The organism is Methylosinus sp. R-45379 (genome assembly GCF_001644125.1).
GTDB lineage: Bacteria > Pseudomonadota > Alphaproteobacteria > Rhizobiales > Beijerinckiaceae > Methylosinus.
On record NZ_LUUM01000252.1, the window covers coordinates 19,074 to 33,890 of the forward strand.

Sequence of the window (14,817 nt, forward strand, 5' to 3'; positions counted from 1 at the left end):
ATGGCCGAAGAAGCGACGCGCAGAAGATTGGGGCGGGGGCTGGCGGCTCTGATCGGAGACGCCGGCGAGGAAGCGCCGGCCGTGGAGCGCGCGCGCGGCCAGCGCCGGGCGCCGATCGAGTTTCTGCGGCCCAATCCGCGCAATCCGCGCGTCGCCTTCCACGAGGATGATCTCGCCGATCTCGCCGCCTCCATTCGCGAGAAGGGCATTATTCAGCCCATAGTCGTGCGCACGGTTCCGGGTGTCGCCGACGCCTATGAGATCATCGCCGGCGAGCGCCGCTGGCGCGCCGCCCAGCTCGCCAGTCTCGCCGATGTGCCGATCATCGTGCATGAGGCGGATGATCGCGAGGCGCTCGAGCTGGCCATTATCGAGAATGTCCAGCGCGCCGACCTCAATGCGATCGAGGAAGCGCGGGGCTATGAGCGGCTCGGCAAGGAGTTCGGCTATTCGCAGTCCGATCTCGCCAAGATCATCGGCAAGAGCCGGTCCCATGTCGCCAACACGCTACGTCTGCTCAATCTTCCCGAGGCGAGCCGGCGTCTGGTGACGGAAGGCGCGATCTCGGCCGGCCATGCGCGCGCGCTGCTCGCCCTCGACAATCCCGATTCGGTGGCGCGACGTGTCGTCGAGGAGGGCCTCACCGTGCGCGACGTCGAGCGGCTCGCGCAGGAGGATTCCGGCGCCAAGCTGGAGACGAAGGCGCGCAAGCCGCGTGTCGAGAAAGACGCCGATACGGTGGCGATGGAAAAATTGCTGACCGATGCGCTGGGGCTCTATGTGTCGATCCATCATAGCGGTGAGAGCGGCGAATTGCGCATCCGCTACACGACGCTGGAGCAGCTCGATGGGCTGTGCCGGCGGCTGACGGGGTGAATGTGGGGCGCTGTTTTTATCGCCTCGACGTCGACCAAGAATCGGGACGCGCGCTTTCTTTTAGATTCTTCGAATCACTCGGCGGTTCTACGCGCCCTTCGCCGCTTCACTCGCTCGTCTGCGCTGTCCAGCTCGCATGCTCGACACCGGGGATCTTCTCGAGATCAGCGGCGACGGCGTCCAGCTCTTTCGGGTCGACGCTGGTCGAGGTCAATATTGCGACGAGCTCGGCCTCGTCCTCGCCGCGCTCCAATTCCTCAATTTCGCGCACTGGATAATCGGCCGCCTCGAGCTTCTCGACCATGAGATCGCGCAATTCGTCGCGTCGTGTCTGGGAGACTGTGACATGCACGCGGTAGATCGCCTCCGTCGATCGCTCGTCGATCGGCGCGCGCTCGATGAGATGGACCAGCGGCCGCAGCAGCATGTTTCCGGCGAGGGTGAAGATCGCCATCAATATGGCCTCGGCGGCATGATCCGCGCCAGCGAAGGCGCCGGTCACGGCCGAGCACCAGATTGTGGCGGCGGTGTTGAGGCCGGTGATATTGGCCCCGTCTTTTATGATGACGCCGGCGCCGAGAAAGCCGACGCCTGAGGCGATATAGGCGAGCACTTGCGTCGCGCCGACATTGCCATTGAGGCGCATGCCGAGATCGACGAAGGCCGCCGCGCCCAGCGCCACCAGCGCATTGGTGCGCAGCCCGGCGGTGCGCTGGCGATATTGTCGCTCCGCGCCGATCAGCGTGCCGAGCAGCAGCGCAACGAGCAGAGATATCAGGGAATTGAAAAATTCCGGCGCGTTGAAGTTGGTAATGAACGCCATCTTTCCTGTCCGTGTCTTCGTGCGGTCTCGCGCCGTCGCCGAATCATTGTAACCGATTGGTCACATTGGCAGAGCTTCGCGACGTTTTTTACTCGCGGAGCGGTCGTTATGATTGAATCTTGCTCCAAAAAGCTTAAAGCTGAAATTGTTGTTGTTCCTAAAACTCAGGGGGAGATTCATGGAACGTCGGCAATTTGTGACTGCAATGGGCGCATTGGCCGCCGCAACCGCCGCCACGGGGACATTGGCGGCCGAAGATCCGCACGCTCACCATCATGGCGGCGGCGCCAAATATAAGGCTTTGTTCGAGTCGACCAGCAAATGCGTTGCCGCTGGCGAGGAATGCCTGCGTCACTGTTTCGAGATGCTCGCGGCCAATGACGCCAGCATGGGCGCCTGCACCAAGTCCACCTTCGAGGTCGTCGCCGCCTGCAAGGCGCTGGCGTCGCTCTCTGGCGTCGGCTCTGCCCTCACCCCGGCCTTCGCCAAGGTCGTGGCCGAGGCCTGCCTCGCCTGCAAGAAGGAATGCGACAAGTTCCCGAATATCGCGGAATGCAAGGCTTGCGGCGATGCGTGCAAGGCCTGCGCCGACGATTGCCAGAAGGTCGCGGCCTAAAGGCCGATCGATTTTGCGGGACGCGCTTTGGCGCGTCTCGTCTTTGCTGAAGCGACGATTATATTCAGTTTTGCGCCCCGGGGCGGCCGATGCGCGATTTGAGACGATATCAGGAATTTTCCAGGAGCCGCCGGCCATTCTCTCCCCGTGTCGCAGGATGCGGGTCGAAACGGAGCCTTCACAGTGAGCCACCGAGCGCCGGAAATCCTTTCTGCCGAGACGCATCATCACGGCGTCGCCTCCTTCTTCCTGCGGCAGTGGCCCTATTTTGTCATGCTCCTGCTGGCGCTGTTCGGCGTCGCTTATACGAGCGTGACGCGCCAGGGCATGACGACCTATTGGATCGCGCTGGCCCCGATCTTCGGGCTCATCAGCATCGCCGGCGGCTGGCAGGAGGCGGAGACCGCAGAGGAAAAATGGCGTCTGGTGCGCACCCAGGTCCTGCATTGGGGCGCGGTCCTCGCCGCAATGTGCCTCATCTTCATCGGCGATGTGAAGCAGATGATGAATTCCGATAGCAGCGCGCTCACAGTGCTCACCGTGCTGGCGCTCGGCTCCTTCACAGCGGGCATTCACGCGGACGCTTGGCGCGTGTCGCTCGTCGGCCTGCTGCTCGGCCTCGCCGTTCCGGCGATAGCCTGGCTCGAGGAATCGACGCTGCTGATCCTGCTGATCGTTGCTGTGATCGCGGCTTTGGGCGCCTTTATCTTCCTGCGCGATCGCAGGCCGGCCTGAAGCTGACATAAAGACTTGTTTATATCTTTATTGCATCTGCTCCCCCGTCTTGCTATAGGCGGCCAGCCCGTCCCGCTCGCCTTCCCGAGGCGAGACAACGCCTGAAGGGAGCGTCATGACCACCCATTTCAACGATTATGTCGTCGCCGACATCGGTCTCGCCGATTGGGGCCGCAAGGAGCTCAACATCGCCGAGACCGAAATGCCCGGCCTCATGGCGACCCGCGCCGAATATGGCCCGTCGCAGCCGCTGAAAGGCGCGCGCGTCGCCGGGTCTCTGCATATGACCATTCAGACGGCCGTGCTGATCGAGACGCTGAAGGCGCTCGGCGCGGATGTGCGCTGGGCGTCCTGCAATATTTATTCGACGCAGGATCACGCCGCCGCCGCCATCGCCGCCGCCGGCACGCCGGTCTTCGCCATCAAGGGCGAGAGCCTCGAGGATTATTGGGACTACACCCATCGCATCTTCGAATGGGGCGACGGCGGCACGCCGAACATGATTCTCGACGATGGCGGCGACGCCACTCTGCTCATCCATCTCGGCCTGCGCGCCGAGAATGGCGACACCGCCTTTCTCGACAAGGCCACCAATGAGGAAGAGGAAGTCCTCTTCGCCGCGATCAAGAAGCGCCTCAAGGCCAATCCCGGCTTCTACAAGCGCAACGCCGAGGCCATCAAGGGCGTGACTGAGGAGACCACCACCGGCGTGCATCGCCTCTATGTGATGCACAAGGAGGGCAAGCTGCTGTGGCCGGCGATCAACGTCAATGATTCGGTCACCAAGTCGAAGTTCGACAATCTCTATGGCTGCCGCGAATCGCTGGTCGACGGCATTCGCCGCGCGACCGATGTGATGATGGCCGGCAAGGTCGCGTGCATCGCGGGCTATGGCGATGTGGGCAAGGGCTCGGCCGCTTCGCTGCGCAACGCCGGCTGCCGCGTGCTCGTCACCGAGATCGATCCGATTTGCGCCCTGCAGGCGGCGATGGAAGGCTATGAGGTCACGACGATGGAAGACGCCGCGTCGCGCGCGGATATCTTCTGCACCGCGACCGGCAATGTCGACGTCATCACGACCGAGCATATGCGCGTCATGAAGGACCGCGCCATCGTCTGCAACATCGGCCACTTCGACTCTGAGATTCAGGTCTCCGGCCTGCGCAATCTCAAATGGCACAATGTGAAGCCGCAGGTCGACGAGGTCGAGTTCGCCGACGGCAAGCGCATCATTCTGCTCGCCGAAGGCCGCCTGGTGAATCTCGGCTGCGCGACCGGCCATCCGTCCTTCGTGATGTCCGCCTCCTTCACCAATCAGACGCTGGCGCAGATCGAGCTGTTCACTAAGCAGGGCCAGTATCCGGTCGGCGTCTACACGCTGCCCAAGCATCTCGACGAGAAGGTCGCCTCGCTGCATCTCGACAAGATCGGCGTGAAGCTCACCAAAATGACCGAGCAGCAGTCCGCCTATCTCAACGTGCCGCAGAACGGCCCGTTCAAGCCGGACCACTACCGCTACTGATTTCTCTCGCCTCGCGAGAGCGAGACGGCGGAGCGATTCTCTCGCTCCGCCGTTTTTTTTGCGCGACGCCAGTTCGGCGAAATCCTTAGGCGCCATTCTCCCGGTCACGATCCGCGTTTCACTTTTCGACGGCGCGCTTTAGATTAGACGCGATTCGAGACGGCGCCTCGGTGGCGCGCGGACGGCTTACGGCGTTTGTTTGCGATGAGCCTTTGCAAATCGAACGTGGAGACCGGTTCGCATGTTTCACGATACGGCCTTCGGGCCGAAAGCGTTGCCGCCTGCGCGACGTCGGGGAGCGTCCTCGACGCTCGTTCGCAACGTCACGCGCGGGTTCGCGACGGCCAGTCTGCTGCCATTCGGCGGACCGGCGCGGGCGGAAGCGCTCGCCAATCTTCTCGCCACCACTGACAACGCCGAATTCGTCAATCTCGCGCTGACCGGCGGTCTCGCGCTCTTCGCCGTCGTCGTCGCCTTTACTCATCTCGGCGAGCGCAAGGTGTGGAGCCGGCGAGAGGCGGGGCTCGCGGCGGAGCTGGAAGCGACGCGCCAACGGCTCGATCGCGCCGAGATTTTTCTCTCCAGCGAGCCGCAGCTCTTCGTCTCCTGGGACAACGCCGCCGGCGAGCCCGACATTGAGAACGGACTCAATGATCCGGCCTTCGCGCGCCGCGTGCTCGCCTTCGGCTCCTGGCTCGGACCGGACGAGGCGGCTGCGCTGCAGGAGCGCGTCGATCGGTTGCGCCAGAATGGCGAAGGCTTTCATCTCTCGCTCGCCAGCCTGCAAGGACGCCGTTTCGATGCGGAAGGCCGCGCCGTCGCCGGCCGCGCCGTGCTGCGCATTCGCGAGGTCTCCGGCGAGCGGCTCGAGCTTCTGTCCTTGCGCGAGCGCCATACGCGCAGCGTCACCGAGGTGGACGGGCTGCGCGCGCTGCTCGAGGCGCTGCCGACGCCCGTGTGGATGCGCGACGTCGAGGGCCGGCTCATCTTCGTCAATTCCGCCTATGCGCAGGCGGTGGAGGCGGAAAGCTCGGCCGACGCGCTGCGCCGCCAGATCGAGCTGCTGGACAATGACGCGCGCATGGAGGCGCAGACGGCGCGCGGGCGCGACGAGGTTTGGCGCGCGCGTGTGACGGCGGTCGTCGCCGGCGAGCGGCATCGTCTCGATATCGTCGAGGCGCCCTGCCACGGCGCCGCCGCGGCGCTCGCCATCGACCGCCAAGAGATCGACACGACGCGCGCCGATCTCGAGCAGCAGATGCAGGCGCATTCGCGCACGCTTGATCAATTGCCGATCGCCGTCGCCATTTTTGATCGCGCCAAGCGCCTCACCTATCGCAACGCCGCCTATGAGAGTCTCTGGCCGCTCGATCGCGCCTATCTCGACCAGGGGCCGAGCGACAGCGAGATCCTCGATCGCCTGCGCGCCGAGCAGCGCCTTCCCGTCGAAGCCGATTACAAGGCCTGGAAGGCGCGTCTGCTGGAGGCCTATCAGGCGTCCGAAGAGCATCACGTGCATGTCTGGCACATGCCGAACGGGCGCACGCTGCGCGTCGTGGTGAACGCCAATCCGCAAGGCGGCGTCACCTATCTCTATGACGATGTGAGCGAGCGCTATTTCCTCGAATCGCGTTTCCATGCGCTCGATCGCATGCAGAACGAGACGCTGGAGAATTTGCGCGAGGGCGTCGCCGTCTTCGGCGCCGACGGACGCTTGCGCTTCTGCAATCCCGCTTTTCTCGCGCTATGGGCGCTCGAGAAGAGCATTCTCGACGAGAAGCCGCGCTTCGACGCTGTCGCCAATCTCTGCCGGCCGCTGCATCTCAATGAGGAGACCTGGAGCGAGCTGCGCGGCTTCGTCACCGGCCTGCAGGATATGCGGCAGGGCTTCACGCGGCGCATCGAGCGTTCCGACGGCGTGGTGCTCGACTGCACCGCGCAGCCGCTGCCGGAAGGCGCGGCGCTGCTCACCTTCGTCGATGTGACCGCGGGCGTGAATGTCGAGCGCGCGCTCACCGAGCGCAATCAGGCGCTGATCGCGGCGGAGAAGATCCGCAATGATTTCGTCCATCATGTTTCTTACGAGCTGCGCTCGCCGCTCAACAACATCATCGGCTTCATTCACCTGCTCGGCGAGAAGACGACCGGCGAGCTGAACGCCAAGCAGCTCGAATATCTCGGCTATGTCGGCAAGTCGTCGGCGGCGCTGCTGGCCATCATCAACGATATTCTCGATCTCGCCACCATCGACAGCGACGCCATGGAGCTGGAGCTCGAGGAAGTGAACGCCGCCGACGCCATGCGCGCCGCGGCCGAGGGCGTTCAGGACCGGCTGGCGGAAAACGACATAGAGCTGCAGATCGTCGCCACTGGCGAGGTCGGACGCTTTCGCGGCGACGCCAAGCGCATCCGCCAGATCTTGTTCAATCTGCTCGCCAATGCGATCGGCTTTTCTCGGCCGGGACAAACCATTACCCTCGCGGCGATGCGTCGGGAGGGGGAAATCGTGTTCAAGGTCGCCGATCGGGGGCGGGGCATCGCCCCGGAGGTCCTCGAGAAAGTCTTCGACCGTTTCGAGTCGCACACCTCGGGCTCGCGCCACAGGGGCGTCGGGCTCGGCCTCTCCATCGTGCGCGCCTTCACCGAGCTGCATGGCGGGCGCGTGCTCATCGACTCCGCGCTCGGCGAAGGCACGACGGTCACTTGCATCTTCCCGGCGCAAGAGAGCGGCGGACAGCAGGATCTCACCACGCGTGAAAAAGGACAGGCCTCATGAGCGAAGAGGCCGAATGGCTGATCGACGTCGCCGATGAAGCGCAGACCGCAGAACTCGCCGCCCGCCTCGCCCCGCTCATTCGCGACACGGTGAAGCTGGTCACCCTCTCCGGCGATCTCGGCGCGGGCAAGACGGCCTTCGCGCGGGCGCTGATCCGCGCGCTGGCGCAGGATCCGACGCTGGAGGCGCCGAGCCCCACCTTCACGCTGATGCAGCTCTATGAGACGCCCTCCTGCCGCATATTGCACGCCGATCTCTATCGGATCGCCGGCGGCGAGGCGGAGCTCGAGGCCATGGGCTTCGAGGAGGAGGCCGAGGATGCGCTGGTGCTGGTCGAATGGCCGGAACGCGCGCCGAGCCTCTTTGCCGGCGAGCGTATGGAGGTGCGGCTCGCCTTCGCCGCGCCCGAGACGCCCGATGCGCGCCGCATCGGCATAAGCGCCCATGGCAAGGCGGCGGGGCGGCTCAAAGCCTTCCGCACCATGCGGGAGTTTCTGGAGCGCGCCGGCTGGAGCGACGCCGCCCGCGAATATCTGCAAGGCGACGCCTCCTCGCGCGTCTATGAGGTGCTGCGTCGGCCGGATGGCGCGCAGGCCATATTGATGATCTCGCCGGCGCGGCCGGACGGCCCGCCGATCCGCTATGGCAAGCCCTATAGCGCCATCGCGCGCCTCGCCGAGACGGTGAAGCCCTTCGTCGCCATGGCGGATGCGTTGCGCGGGCAGGGCCTCTCCGCGCCGCAGATCTACGCCTATGATCTCTCCGCCGGCTTCGTGCTGCTGGAGGATCTCGGCCGCGACGGCGTCGTCGCCGGCGGCGCGCCCATCGCCGATCGCTATTTGGAGGCGCTGGCGGCGCTCGCGCCGCTGCATGCGCGCCGCCTGCCGGATGTCCTGCCGGTCGAAGGCTCGACGCCCTATCACATACCGCCCTATGATCTCGACGCGCTGCTGATCGAGGTCGAGCTGCTGCTGGAATGGTATGCGGCGCGGGTCGGCGGCGGCGGCATATCGTCGGGCTCCAAGGCGACCTTCGTCAATCTCTGGCGCCAGGCGCTGATCGAGATCGTGATGTCGGCGCCGACCTGGACCTTGCGCGACTTCCACTCGCCCAATCTCATTTGGCTGCCGGACCGTCAGGGAACGGCGCGCGTCGGCGTCATCGATTTCCAGGACACGGTGCTCGGCCATCCGGCCTATGACGTCGTGTCGCTGACGCAGGACGCGCGCGTCGACGTGCCGGACGAATTGGAGATGCGGCTGCTCGGCCATTATGCGCGCAAGCGCCGCGAGGCCGATCCGCTGTTCGACATGGCGGCTTTCGCGCGCGCCTACGCCATACTCGGCGCTCAGCGCGCGACCAAAATCCTCGGCATTTTCGCGCGGCTCGATCAGCGCGACCACAAGCCGCAATATCTCGTGCATCTGCCGCGCGTGGAAAGCTATCTGCGCAAGGGCCTGCGCCATCCCGCGCTCGCCGATCTCGAGGCCTGGTATGTCGCCAACCTCCCCGCGCTCTTCCATGCCTGAGGCGGCTTTCGTCTTCGCCGCCGGGCTCGGCACGCGCATGCGGCCGCTGACCGACCGGCTGCCCAAGCCGCTCGTCGCGATCGACGGCGTCGCTCTGCTCGACCGTTCGCTGGACGCTTTCGCGCAGGCGGGCGTCGGCATGGCGATCGTCAATGTCCATCATCTCGCCGATCAGATCGAGACGCATCTCGAGGGCCGCCAAACGCCGCGCATAATCCTCTCCGACGAGCGCGAGAAGCTGCTCGATCAAGGCGGCGGCATAAAGAAGGTCTTGGACCGTTTCGCGGGACGGCCCTTCTTCATCTGCAATACCGATGCGTTCTGGATCGGCGCGCGCGCAGACAATCTGCGCCGCCTCGCCGAAATCTGGAATCCGGAGATCATGGATATCGCTCTGCTGCTGGCTCCGCGCCTCGGCAGCGTCGGGGTCGATTGGGACGGCGATTTCCATCGGGCGGCGGATGGCCGGCTGACGAAGCGCGCCGCCGGCGAGACGGCGGATTTTGTCTATGCCGGGATCGGCATAGTGAAACCGCAGCTCTTCGAGACAGTCGAGCAGGATGTGTTTCCGCTCGCGCCGTTCTTTTTTCGCGCGGCGGAGCAGGGGCGGCTCTTCGGCGTCGCGCTCGACGGCAAATGGCTGCATGTCGGCACGATGGGCGCGATCGAGGAGGCCGAAAGCGCCGTCGCCGAGGAGAAAGACCGGCTGCGACAAGTCGCAGGGGAAGGATAGAGCAAAGGCTCCAGGATTTTTTTACCCTTGCGACGTCTTGTCCGGCCGCGACGCGGTTGCGCTGCTGTTTATGACTTTCAGACCATGGCATATTCGATGCTACGCTTGCGCTCCAGGAGCGGAAACACTCGGCATTCGTGCAATTTGCAACTCATAGGACCGTGAACGGCGATGATCGCATTGGCGCCGACCCTGTATTTATTCGGCGCCTTCATGCTGTCGCTGCTCGGCGTTTTCCTCTACGCGATCTGGCGCGGCGACGAAGAAGCCGAAGAATTATGGTGGTGGGCCGCGGTCTTCGCGACGGCGGGCGCCTCGGCTCTCTGCTACGCTTTCCGCAATGAGGTCGAATGGCTGTCGATCATTTTCGGAAACGCGCTCACTTTATGGGCATGCGGTCTGCTGTGGACGGGCATTCTCGTTTTTGTCGGCGAGCCGGTTCGGCCGCTGCTGGCCCTACTCGGCGGCGTGATTTGGGCCGCCGGCCTGTGGCGCGCCGACATTCACTTTCGAATTTCAGAAATCTCCGCGATCTCGGCGATCTATGAAATCGCCGCCGCCGTCGAATTGTTCCGCTACAATCGCATAGGCGGCCAGCGTCTCGTCGTGTCCCGCGTCACGGCCTGGATCATCGCGCTGCAAGCGGGGATCGAATTCACGCTCGCGATCGCCGCGCCGTTTATCGCGGTCGACGAAGCGAGCTTCCTCACCAGCCCATATCAGAAATACCGCTTCCTCGAGCTCTCCGGCTTTATCGCCGTTCTCGGCTTTCTATTGGCGACGCTCTCCAAAGAGCGCCTCGCCAAGCGACGAGAAGTCGCGGCGATGATCGATCCGCTGACCGGCCTTCCCAATCGGCGGGCCTTCGACCGGGCGGTCGAGCGCTCGAAGCGATCGGCCCCTGCGCCGTCGACGGCGGTGCTCGTCTTCGATCTCGACAATTTCAAATATATCAACGACCGCTTCGGCCATGCCGAGGGAGACCGCGTGCTGGCCGCCTTCGGCGCGACCGCGACGCGAAACACTCGAGCGAACGACATGCTGGCGCGCATCGGCGGCGAAGAATTCATCGCCATCCTCTCTCCGGCCGATCGGACGAGCGCATTGGTGATCGCCGAGCGCATTCGCTCGGCTTTCATCCGCGACGCCGCGCATCTCGCGGACGGCGCGGCGACCGTCAGCGTGGGCGTCACCGTGCTCGAGAATGCGCAGCCGGATCTCGCCGTCATGACGCGCGTCGCCGATGATGCGCTCTATCGCGCGAAGGCGGAGGGACGCAACCGCGTCATTTTCGCCAGCGTGCAGCATGAGCCGAAGACCCTCGCATCCTGAGCGTAACAGCACGTTAACCAAAGCGCATCCATACTGCCCCTACGTGCCGTGAGCCTCGCCGCGTGACGCGGGCGGCCGGCGCACGCCACGCTTGTCTCAGGGCCGTCATGGGCGAGATCATCGAATCGATAGTGATCGGCGCGGGGCCTGCGGGCCTCACCGCCGCTTATGTTCTGGCGAAGAACGGCCGCGAGGTTCTCGTCCTCGAGCAGGACCGATCCTATGTCGGCGGCATCAGCCGCACCGCGAGCTACAAGGGCTTTCTCTTCGACATAGGCGGACACCGCTTTTTCTCGAAATCGAAAGAGATCGTCGATCTGTGGGACGAGATTCTCCCGCATGATTTCATCGAGCGGCCGCGTCTGTCGCGCATCTTCTATCGCGAAAAATTCTACGCCTATCCGCTGAAAGCCTTCGAGGCGCTGAAGAATCTCGGGCTCTTCGAGAGCGCGCTGTGCATGGCGTCCTTCGCTTTCGCCAAGGCCTTTCCGGTGAAGGAGCCGCGCTCCTTCCATCAATGGGTGCGCAATCAATTCGGCGAGCGGCTGTTCGGCATCTTCTTCAAGACCTATACGGAAAAGGTCTGGGGCATGAGCTGCGACGATATCTCCGCCGATTGGGCGGCGCAGCGCATCAAGGGGCTCAGCCTCGGCGCGGCGATCATCGACGGGCTGCGCCGCTCTCTGAAGCTCCGCAAATCCAGCGGCGCGGCGAAGACGCTGATCGAATCCTTCCGCTATCCGCGTCGCGGTCCCGGCATGATGTGGGAAGCCGCCGCGCGCAAGATGCAGAAGCTCGGCGGCCGTCTGCGAATGGGCTGCAAGGTCGAGCAGCTCGCCTTTGATGAAGCGAGCGGAATTTGGACCGTCACGACACGCGATTCGCAGGGCGCTGTCGAGACTCATCGCGCGCGCAATGTGCTCTCCTCCGCGCCGCTGCGCGAGGTGATGAATGCGCTGACGCCGACGCCGCTCAGCCTGTTCAATGCGCGCGCGCTGGCCTATCGCGATTTTCTCACCGTCGTGCTGATCGGACGGCCGCAGGAGGAATTCCCCGACAATTGGATCTATATTCATGATCCGTCGGTGAAGGTCGGCCGCGTGCAGAATTTCAAATCCTGGTCGCCGGAGATGATCGCCGATGGCGTCTCAACCTGTCTCGGCCTCGAATATTTCTGCTTCGAGGGCGATGGATTGTGGAACGCGGCGGACGCCGATCTCATCGCGCTCGCCAAAGACGAGATCGCGAAGATCGGCCTCATGACGGCGGAGGATGTGCGCGACGCCTGCGTCGTGCGTCAGGCCAAGGCCTATCCGGTCTATGACGATTCCTACGCCGCCAATGTGCAGGCGATTCGTCTCGAGCTCGCGGCGCGCTATCCCGGCCTGCATCTCGTCGGCCGCAACGGCATGCACAAATACAACAACCAGGATCATGCGATGATGACCGGCATGTTGACGGCGCTCAACATCATCGCCGGCCGCGCGGTCTATGACGTCTGGGGCGTGAACGAGGACGCAGAATATACGGAAGCCGGCGTCTCCGGCGCCGAGCAGGCGCTGGCGAGCGAGCGTCTCGTGCCGAAGCGGGTCGCTTAACGTGCCGACGCATCGCGTCTTCGCCGCAACGCGCGTGCTGCGCGATCTCATCGCCTATGGGCTGGCGAGCGGCGCGGCGCTGGCGCTCGATTATGGCCTCATGCTGCTCTGTCTCGAGACGCTCGGCATGCCCTATCTCGTCGCGGCGGCGATCGGCTTTTGCGGCGGGCTCGCGCTCGTCTATGCGCTCAGCATAGCGGTGGTGTTCCGTGATCGGCGCAGCGTGCGGCCGGCGTCGGAATTCACGCTCTTCTGCGTCATCGGCCTCGCCGGCTTGCTCGTCACCGAGGCGCTGATGCTCCTCCTCGTCGGACGTCTCGGCTTCGATCCCGCCTTTGCGAAAATTCCGACCGCGGGCGTCGTCTTCCTGTTCAATTTCACCGCGCGCCGCGCGCTTCTGTTCTCGGCGCCGGCCGCGAAGGCCTCTGCGTGAGCGCGCTCGCCGGCGAGGCGATGGAGCTTCGCGCGCGCGCGAGTGGTGACATTCCGCTTCTCGCCGCCATTATCCCGGCGCTCGCCGGCGCCGCGCTATTGACGCTGCCTCGCGCCCGCGCCGTGTGGACAGCCGGCGAATTCTACGATTCCGACGACGCCATGCGCGCCGTGCAGCTGCGCGATCTCGTCGCCGGCCAATCCTGGTTCGATATGACGGCGCGAAGGCTCGATCCGCCGGACGGGCTCTTCATGCATTGGTCGCGCGTCGTCGATACGCCGCTCGCCGCGCTCGATCTGTTATTCGGACTGTTTCTCGCGCCGGAGATGGCGGAGCGCGCGACGCGGCTCACCTTTCCCTTTCTCTGCCTAGCTCTGCTCTTCGCGCTCGCGGCCTTTGCGGCGCGCGTCATGGCGGATCGCGCGGCGCGCATGCTCGCCGTCTGGCTGGTCTTTCTCTCGGCGCCGATGTTCATGCAATTCACGCCGGGCCGCATCGATCATCACGCGCCGCAGATCGCGTTGCTGATGGCGACATTCGGCCTCGTTGCGCTCGGCCTCGACGCCAAGCGTCCTCTGGCGCTCGCGGCAGCCGCGGCGCCGCTCGCTCTCTCGCTCGCCATCAGCCTCGAGAATCTTCCCTTCTTCGTCGTGCTGCTGGCGGCACCGGCGATCCTCTTTCTCGTCGAAGGCGCAGCGGCGTCACGCCGCCTTCTCTCATTCGCTGTCGGCCTGCTCGTCTTCGCGCCGCTCACTTACGCGGCGACTGTCGCGCCTTCGCGCTATGGCGTCTCGGCCTGCGACGCCTATTCGGCCGTCCATATTCGCGCCATCCTCGTCGGCGCGCTCGGCTTCGCGGCGCTGGCCGCTTTTGCCGCGCGCCTCGAAACGTTCGCACGTCGCGCCATCGCGCTCGGTCTCGTCGGCGCGGCCGCGCTCGGGGCATTCGTCGCCAGCGCGCCGCAATGTCTCGGCGATCCGCTGGTCGGGCTCGATCCGCTACTGCGCGATCTCTGGCTCTCCCATGTCACCGAGGCCAAGCCGCTGAAGGCTTTTGGCTCCGATCCGGCCCTGCTGGTCTCCACCGCTGCGCCAGTGCTGCTCGGCCTACTCGCCGCCGCCGTCCTCGCCTGGCGGGAACGGGGCCTCGCGCGCGGCCGCTGGGCGATGCTCGCCGCGGCGATCCTCATCGGCTTTGCCGCGGCGCTCTGGCAGATTCGCGTCTTCTCCTCGGTCACGCCGCTGGCCATGGTCGCGCTCGCCGGCGCAGCCGCCGCTCTATCGGCGCGCCTCGCTCACGTCATGCCGCTGCTGCGCTGGCTCACGATCGGCTTGCTCTGCCTTTTCGTCTCGCCCATGGGCCTCGCTCTGGCGCTGCAATCGGAGGGCGAGGCCGCGCCGCGGGAGACGCGCCGCGCCTGCCTCGAGGCCGGCGCCTACTCATCCCTCGCGGCGCTGCCGCCGGCGCGCATCGTCGCGCCGGTCGATATGGGCGCGCATATTCTCGCCTTCACGCCGCATCATGTCTTCGCCGCGCCCTATCATCGCGACAATCGCGGCAATCGCCTCGCGGTCGAGACATTTTTGGCCGCGCCCGCGGAGGCCGAGCGCCTTATGCGCGCCGCCGGCGCCGAGCTGCTGCTCTGGTGCGACGGCGGCGAGACCGGAAACGCCCTCATCGAACGCGCGCCCCATGGGCTGGCGGCGGCCCTCGCGCGCGGCGAGAGCGCCCCCTTCCTCGAGAAAATCCCACTCGAGCGCTCGCCTTTCCATGTTTTCGCCCTGCGTCCTGCGCGATAATATCCGGCGCATCGTCGCGCTCGCCGCTAGACTCATTCGGGTTCA

General features: G+C 65.0%; 12 protein-coding genes. 11 read left to right on the plus strand and 1 reads right to left on the minus strand.

Going from position 1 to position 14,817, the window contains the following annotated elements; translation table 11 throughout:
• The gene (locus A1351_RS12430) at nucleotides 1-876 is read left to right on the plus strand and encodes a ParB/RepB/Spo0J family partition protein (protein WP_024878118.1); all 876 of its coding nucleotides are present in this window, start codon (nucleotides 1-3) and stop codon (nucleotides 874-876) included.
• A 106-nt stretch (nucleotides 877-982) separates the two neighbouring features.
• On the opposite strand, the gene A1351_RS12435 is transcribed toward A1351_RS12430, so the two are convergent.
• Nucleotides 983-1,699, minus strand: a complete 717-nt coding sequence (locus tag A1351_RS12435; protein WP_064033138.1) for an MgtC/SapB family protein — start codon at nucleotides 1,697-1,699, stop codon at nucleotides 983-985.
• A 178-nt stretch (nucleotides 1,700-1,877) separates the two neighbouring features.
• Between A1351_RS12435 and A1351_RS12440 the strand changes: the two genes are divergently transcribed.
• The 10 genes from A1351_RS12440 to A1351_RS12485 all read left to right on the plus strand — a co-directional run bounded on the left by A1351_RS12440 (nucleotide 1,878) and on the right by A1351_RS12485 (nucleotide 14,772).
• A complete protein-coding gene (locus A1351_RS12440) occupies nucleotides 1,878-2,315 on the plus strand; it encodes a four-helix bundle copper-binding protein (protein ID WP_026599776.1) in 438 nt (145 codons plus the stop codon).
• A 183-nt stretch (nucleotides 2,316-2,498) separates the two neighbouring features.
• Nucleotides 2,499-3,050 carry a hypothetical protein gene (locus A1351_RS12445; protein ID WP_024878121.1) on the plus strand — a complete coding sequence of 184 codons (552 nt, stop codon included), beginning with the start codon at nucleotides 2,499-2,501 and terminating at the stop codon, nucleotides 3,048-3,050.
• A 115-nt stretch (nucleotides 3,051-3,165) separates the two neighbouring features.
• Entirely contained in the window at nucleotides 3,166-4,572 is a 1,407-nt protein-coding gene (ahcY, locus tag A1351_RS12450) for an adenosylhomocysteinase (protein ID WP_024878122.1), read from the plus strand.
• 241 nt (nucleotides 4,573-4,813) lie between these two features.
• Complete coding sequence (locus tag A1351_RS12455) at nucleotides 4,814-7,348, plus strand: PAS-domain containing protein (RefSeq protein WP_026599777.1); 2,535 nt, start codon at nucleotides 4,814-4,816, stop codon at nucleotides 7,346-7,348.
• The gene (gene tsaE, locus A1351_RS12460; RefSeq protein WP_024878124.1) at nucleotides 7,345-8,877 is read left to right on the plus strand and encodes a tRNA (adenosine(37)-N6)-threonylcarbamoyltransferase complex ATPase subunit type 1 TsaE; all 1,533 of its coding nucleotides are present in this window, start codon (nucleotides 7,345-7,347) and stop codon (nucleotides 8,875-8,877) included. The genes A1351_RS12455 and tsaE overlap by 4 nt, the downstream gene beginning before the upstream one ends.
• Nucleotides 8,870-9,610: a nucleotidyltransferase family protein gene (locus tag A1351_RS12465; RefSeq protein WP_036308527.1), complete on the plus strand. Its 741-nt coding sequence runs from the start codon at nucleotides 8,870-8,872 to the stop codon at nucleotides 9,608-9,610. The genes tsaE and A1351_RS12465 overlap by 8 nt, the downstream gene beginning before the upstream one ends.
• Nucleotides 9,611-9,781: 171 nt before the next feature.
• Nucleotides 9,782-10,942, plus strand: a complete 1,161-nt coding sequence (locus A1351_RS12470) for a diguanylate cyclase (protein WP_024878126.1) — start codon at nucleotides 9,782-9,784, stop codon at nucleotides 10,940-10,942.
• Between the two features lie 107 nt (nucleotides 10,943-11,049).
• Nucleotides 11,050-12,540, plus strand: a complete 1,491-nt coding sequence (locus A1351_RS12475; RefSeq protein ID WP_064033139.1) for an NAD(P)/FAD-dependent oxidoreductase — start codon at nucleotides 11,050-11,052, stop codon at nucleotides 12,538-12,540.
• A 1-nt stretch (nucleotide 12,541) separates the two neighbouring features.
• Nucleotides 12,542-12,973: a GtrA family protein gene (locus A1351_RS12480; protein ID WP_024878128.1), complete on the plus strand. Its 432-nt coding sequence runs from the start codon at nucleotides 12,542-12,544 to the stop codon at nucleotides 12,971-12,973.
• A complete protein-coding gene (locus tag A1351_RS12485) occupies nucleotides 12,970-14,772 on the plus strand; it encodes a hypothetical protein (protein ID WP_064033140.1) in 1,803 nt (600 codons plus the stop codon). The genes A1351_RS12480 and A1351_RS12485 overlap by 4 nt, the downstream gene beginning before the upstream one ends.
• The last annotated feature ends 45 nt before the right edge of the window (nucleotides 14,773-14,817 follow it).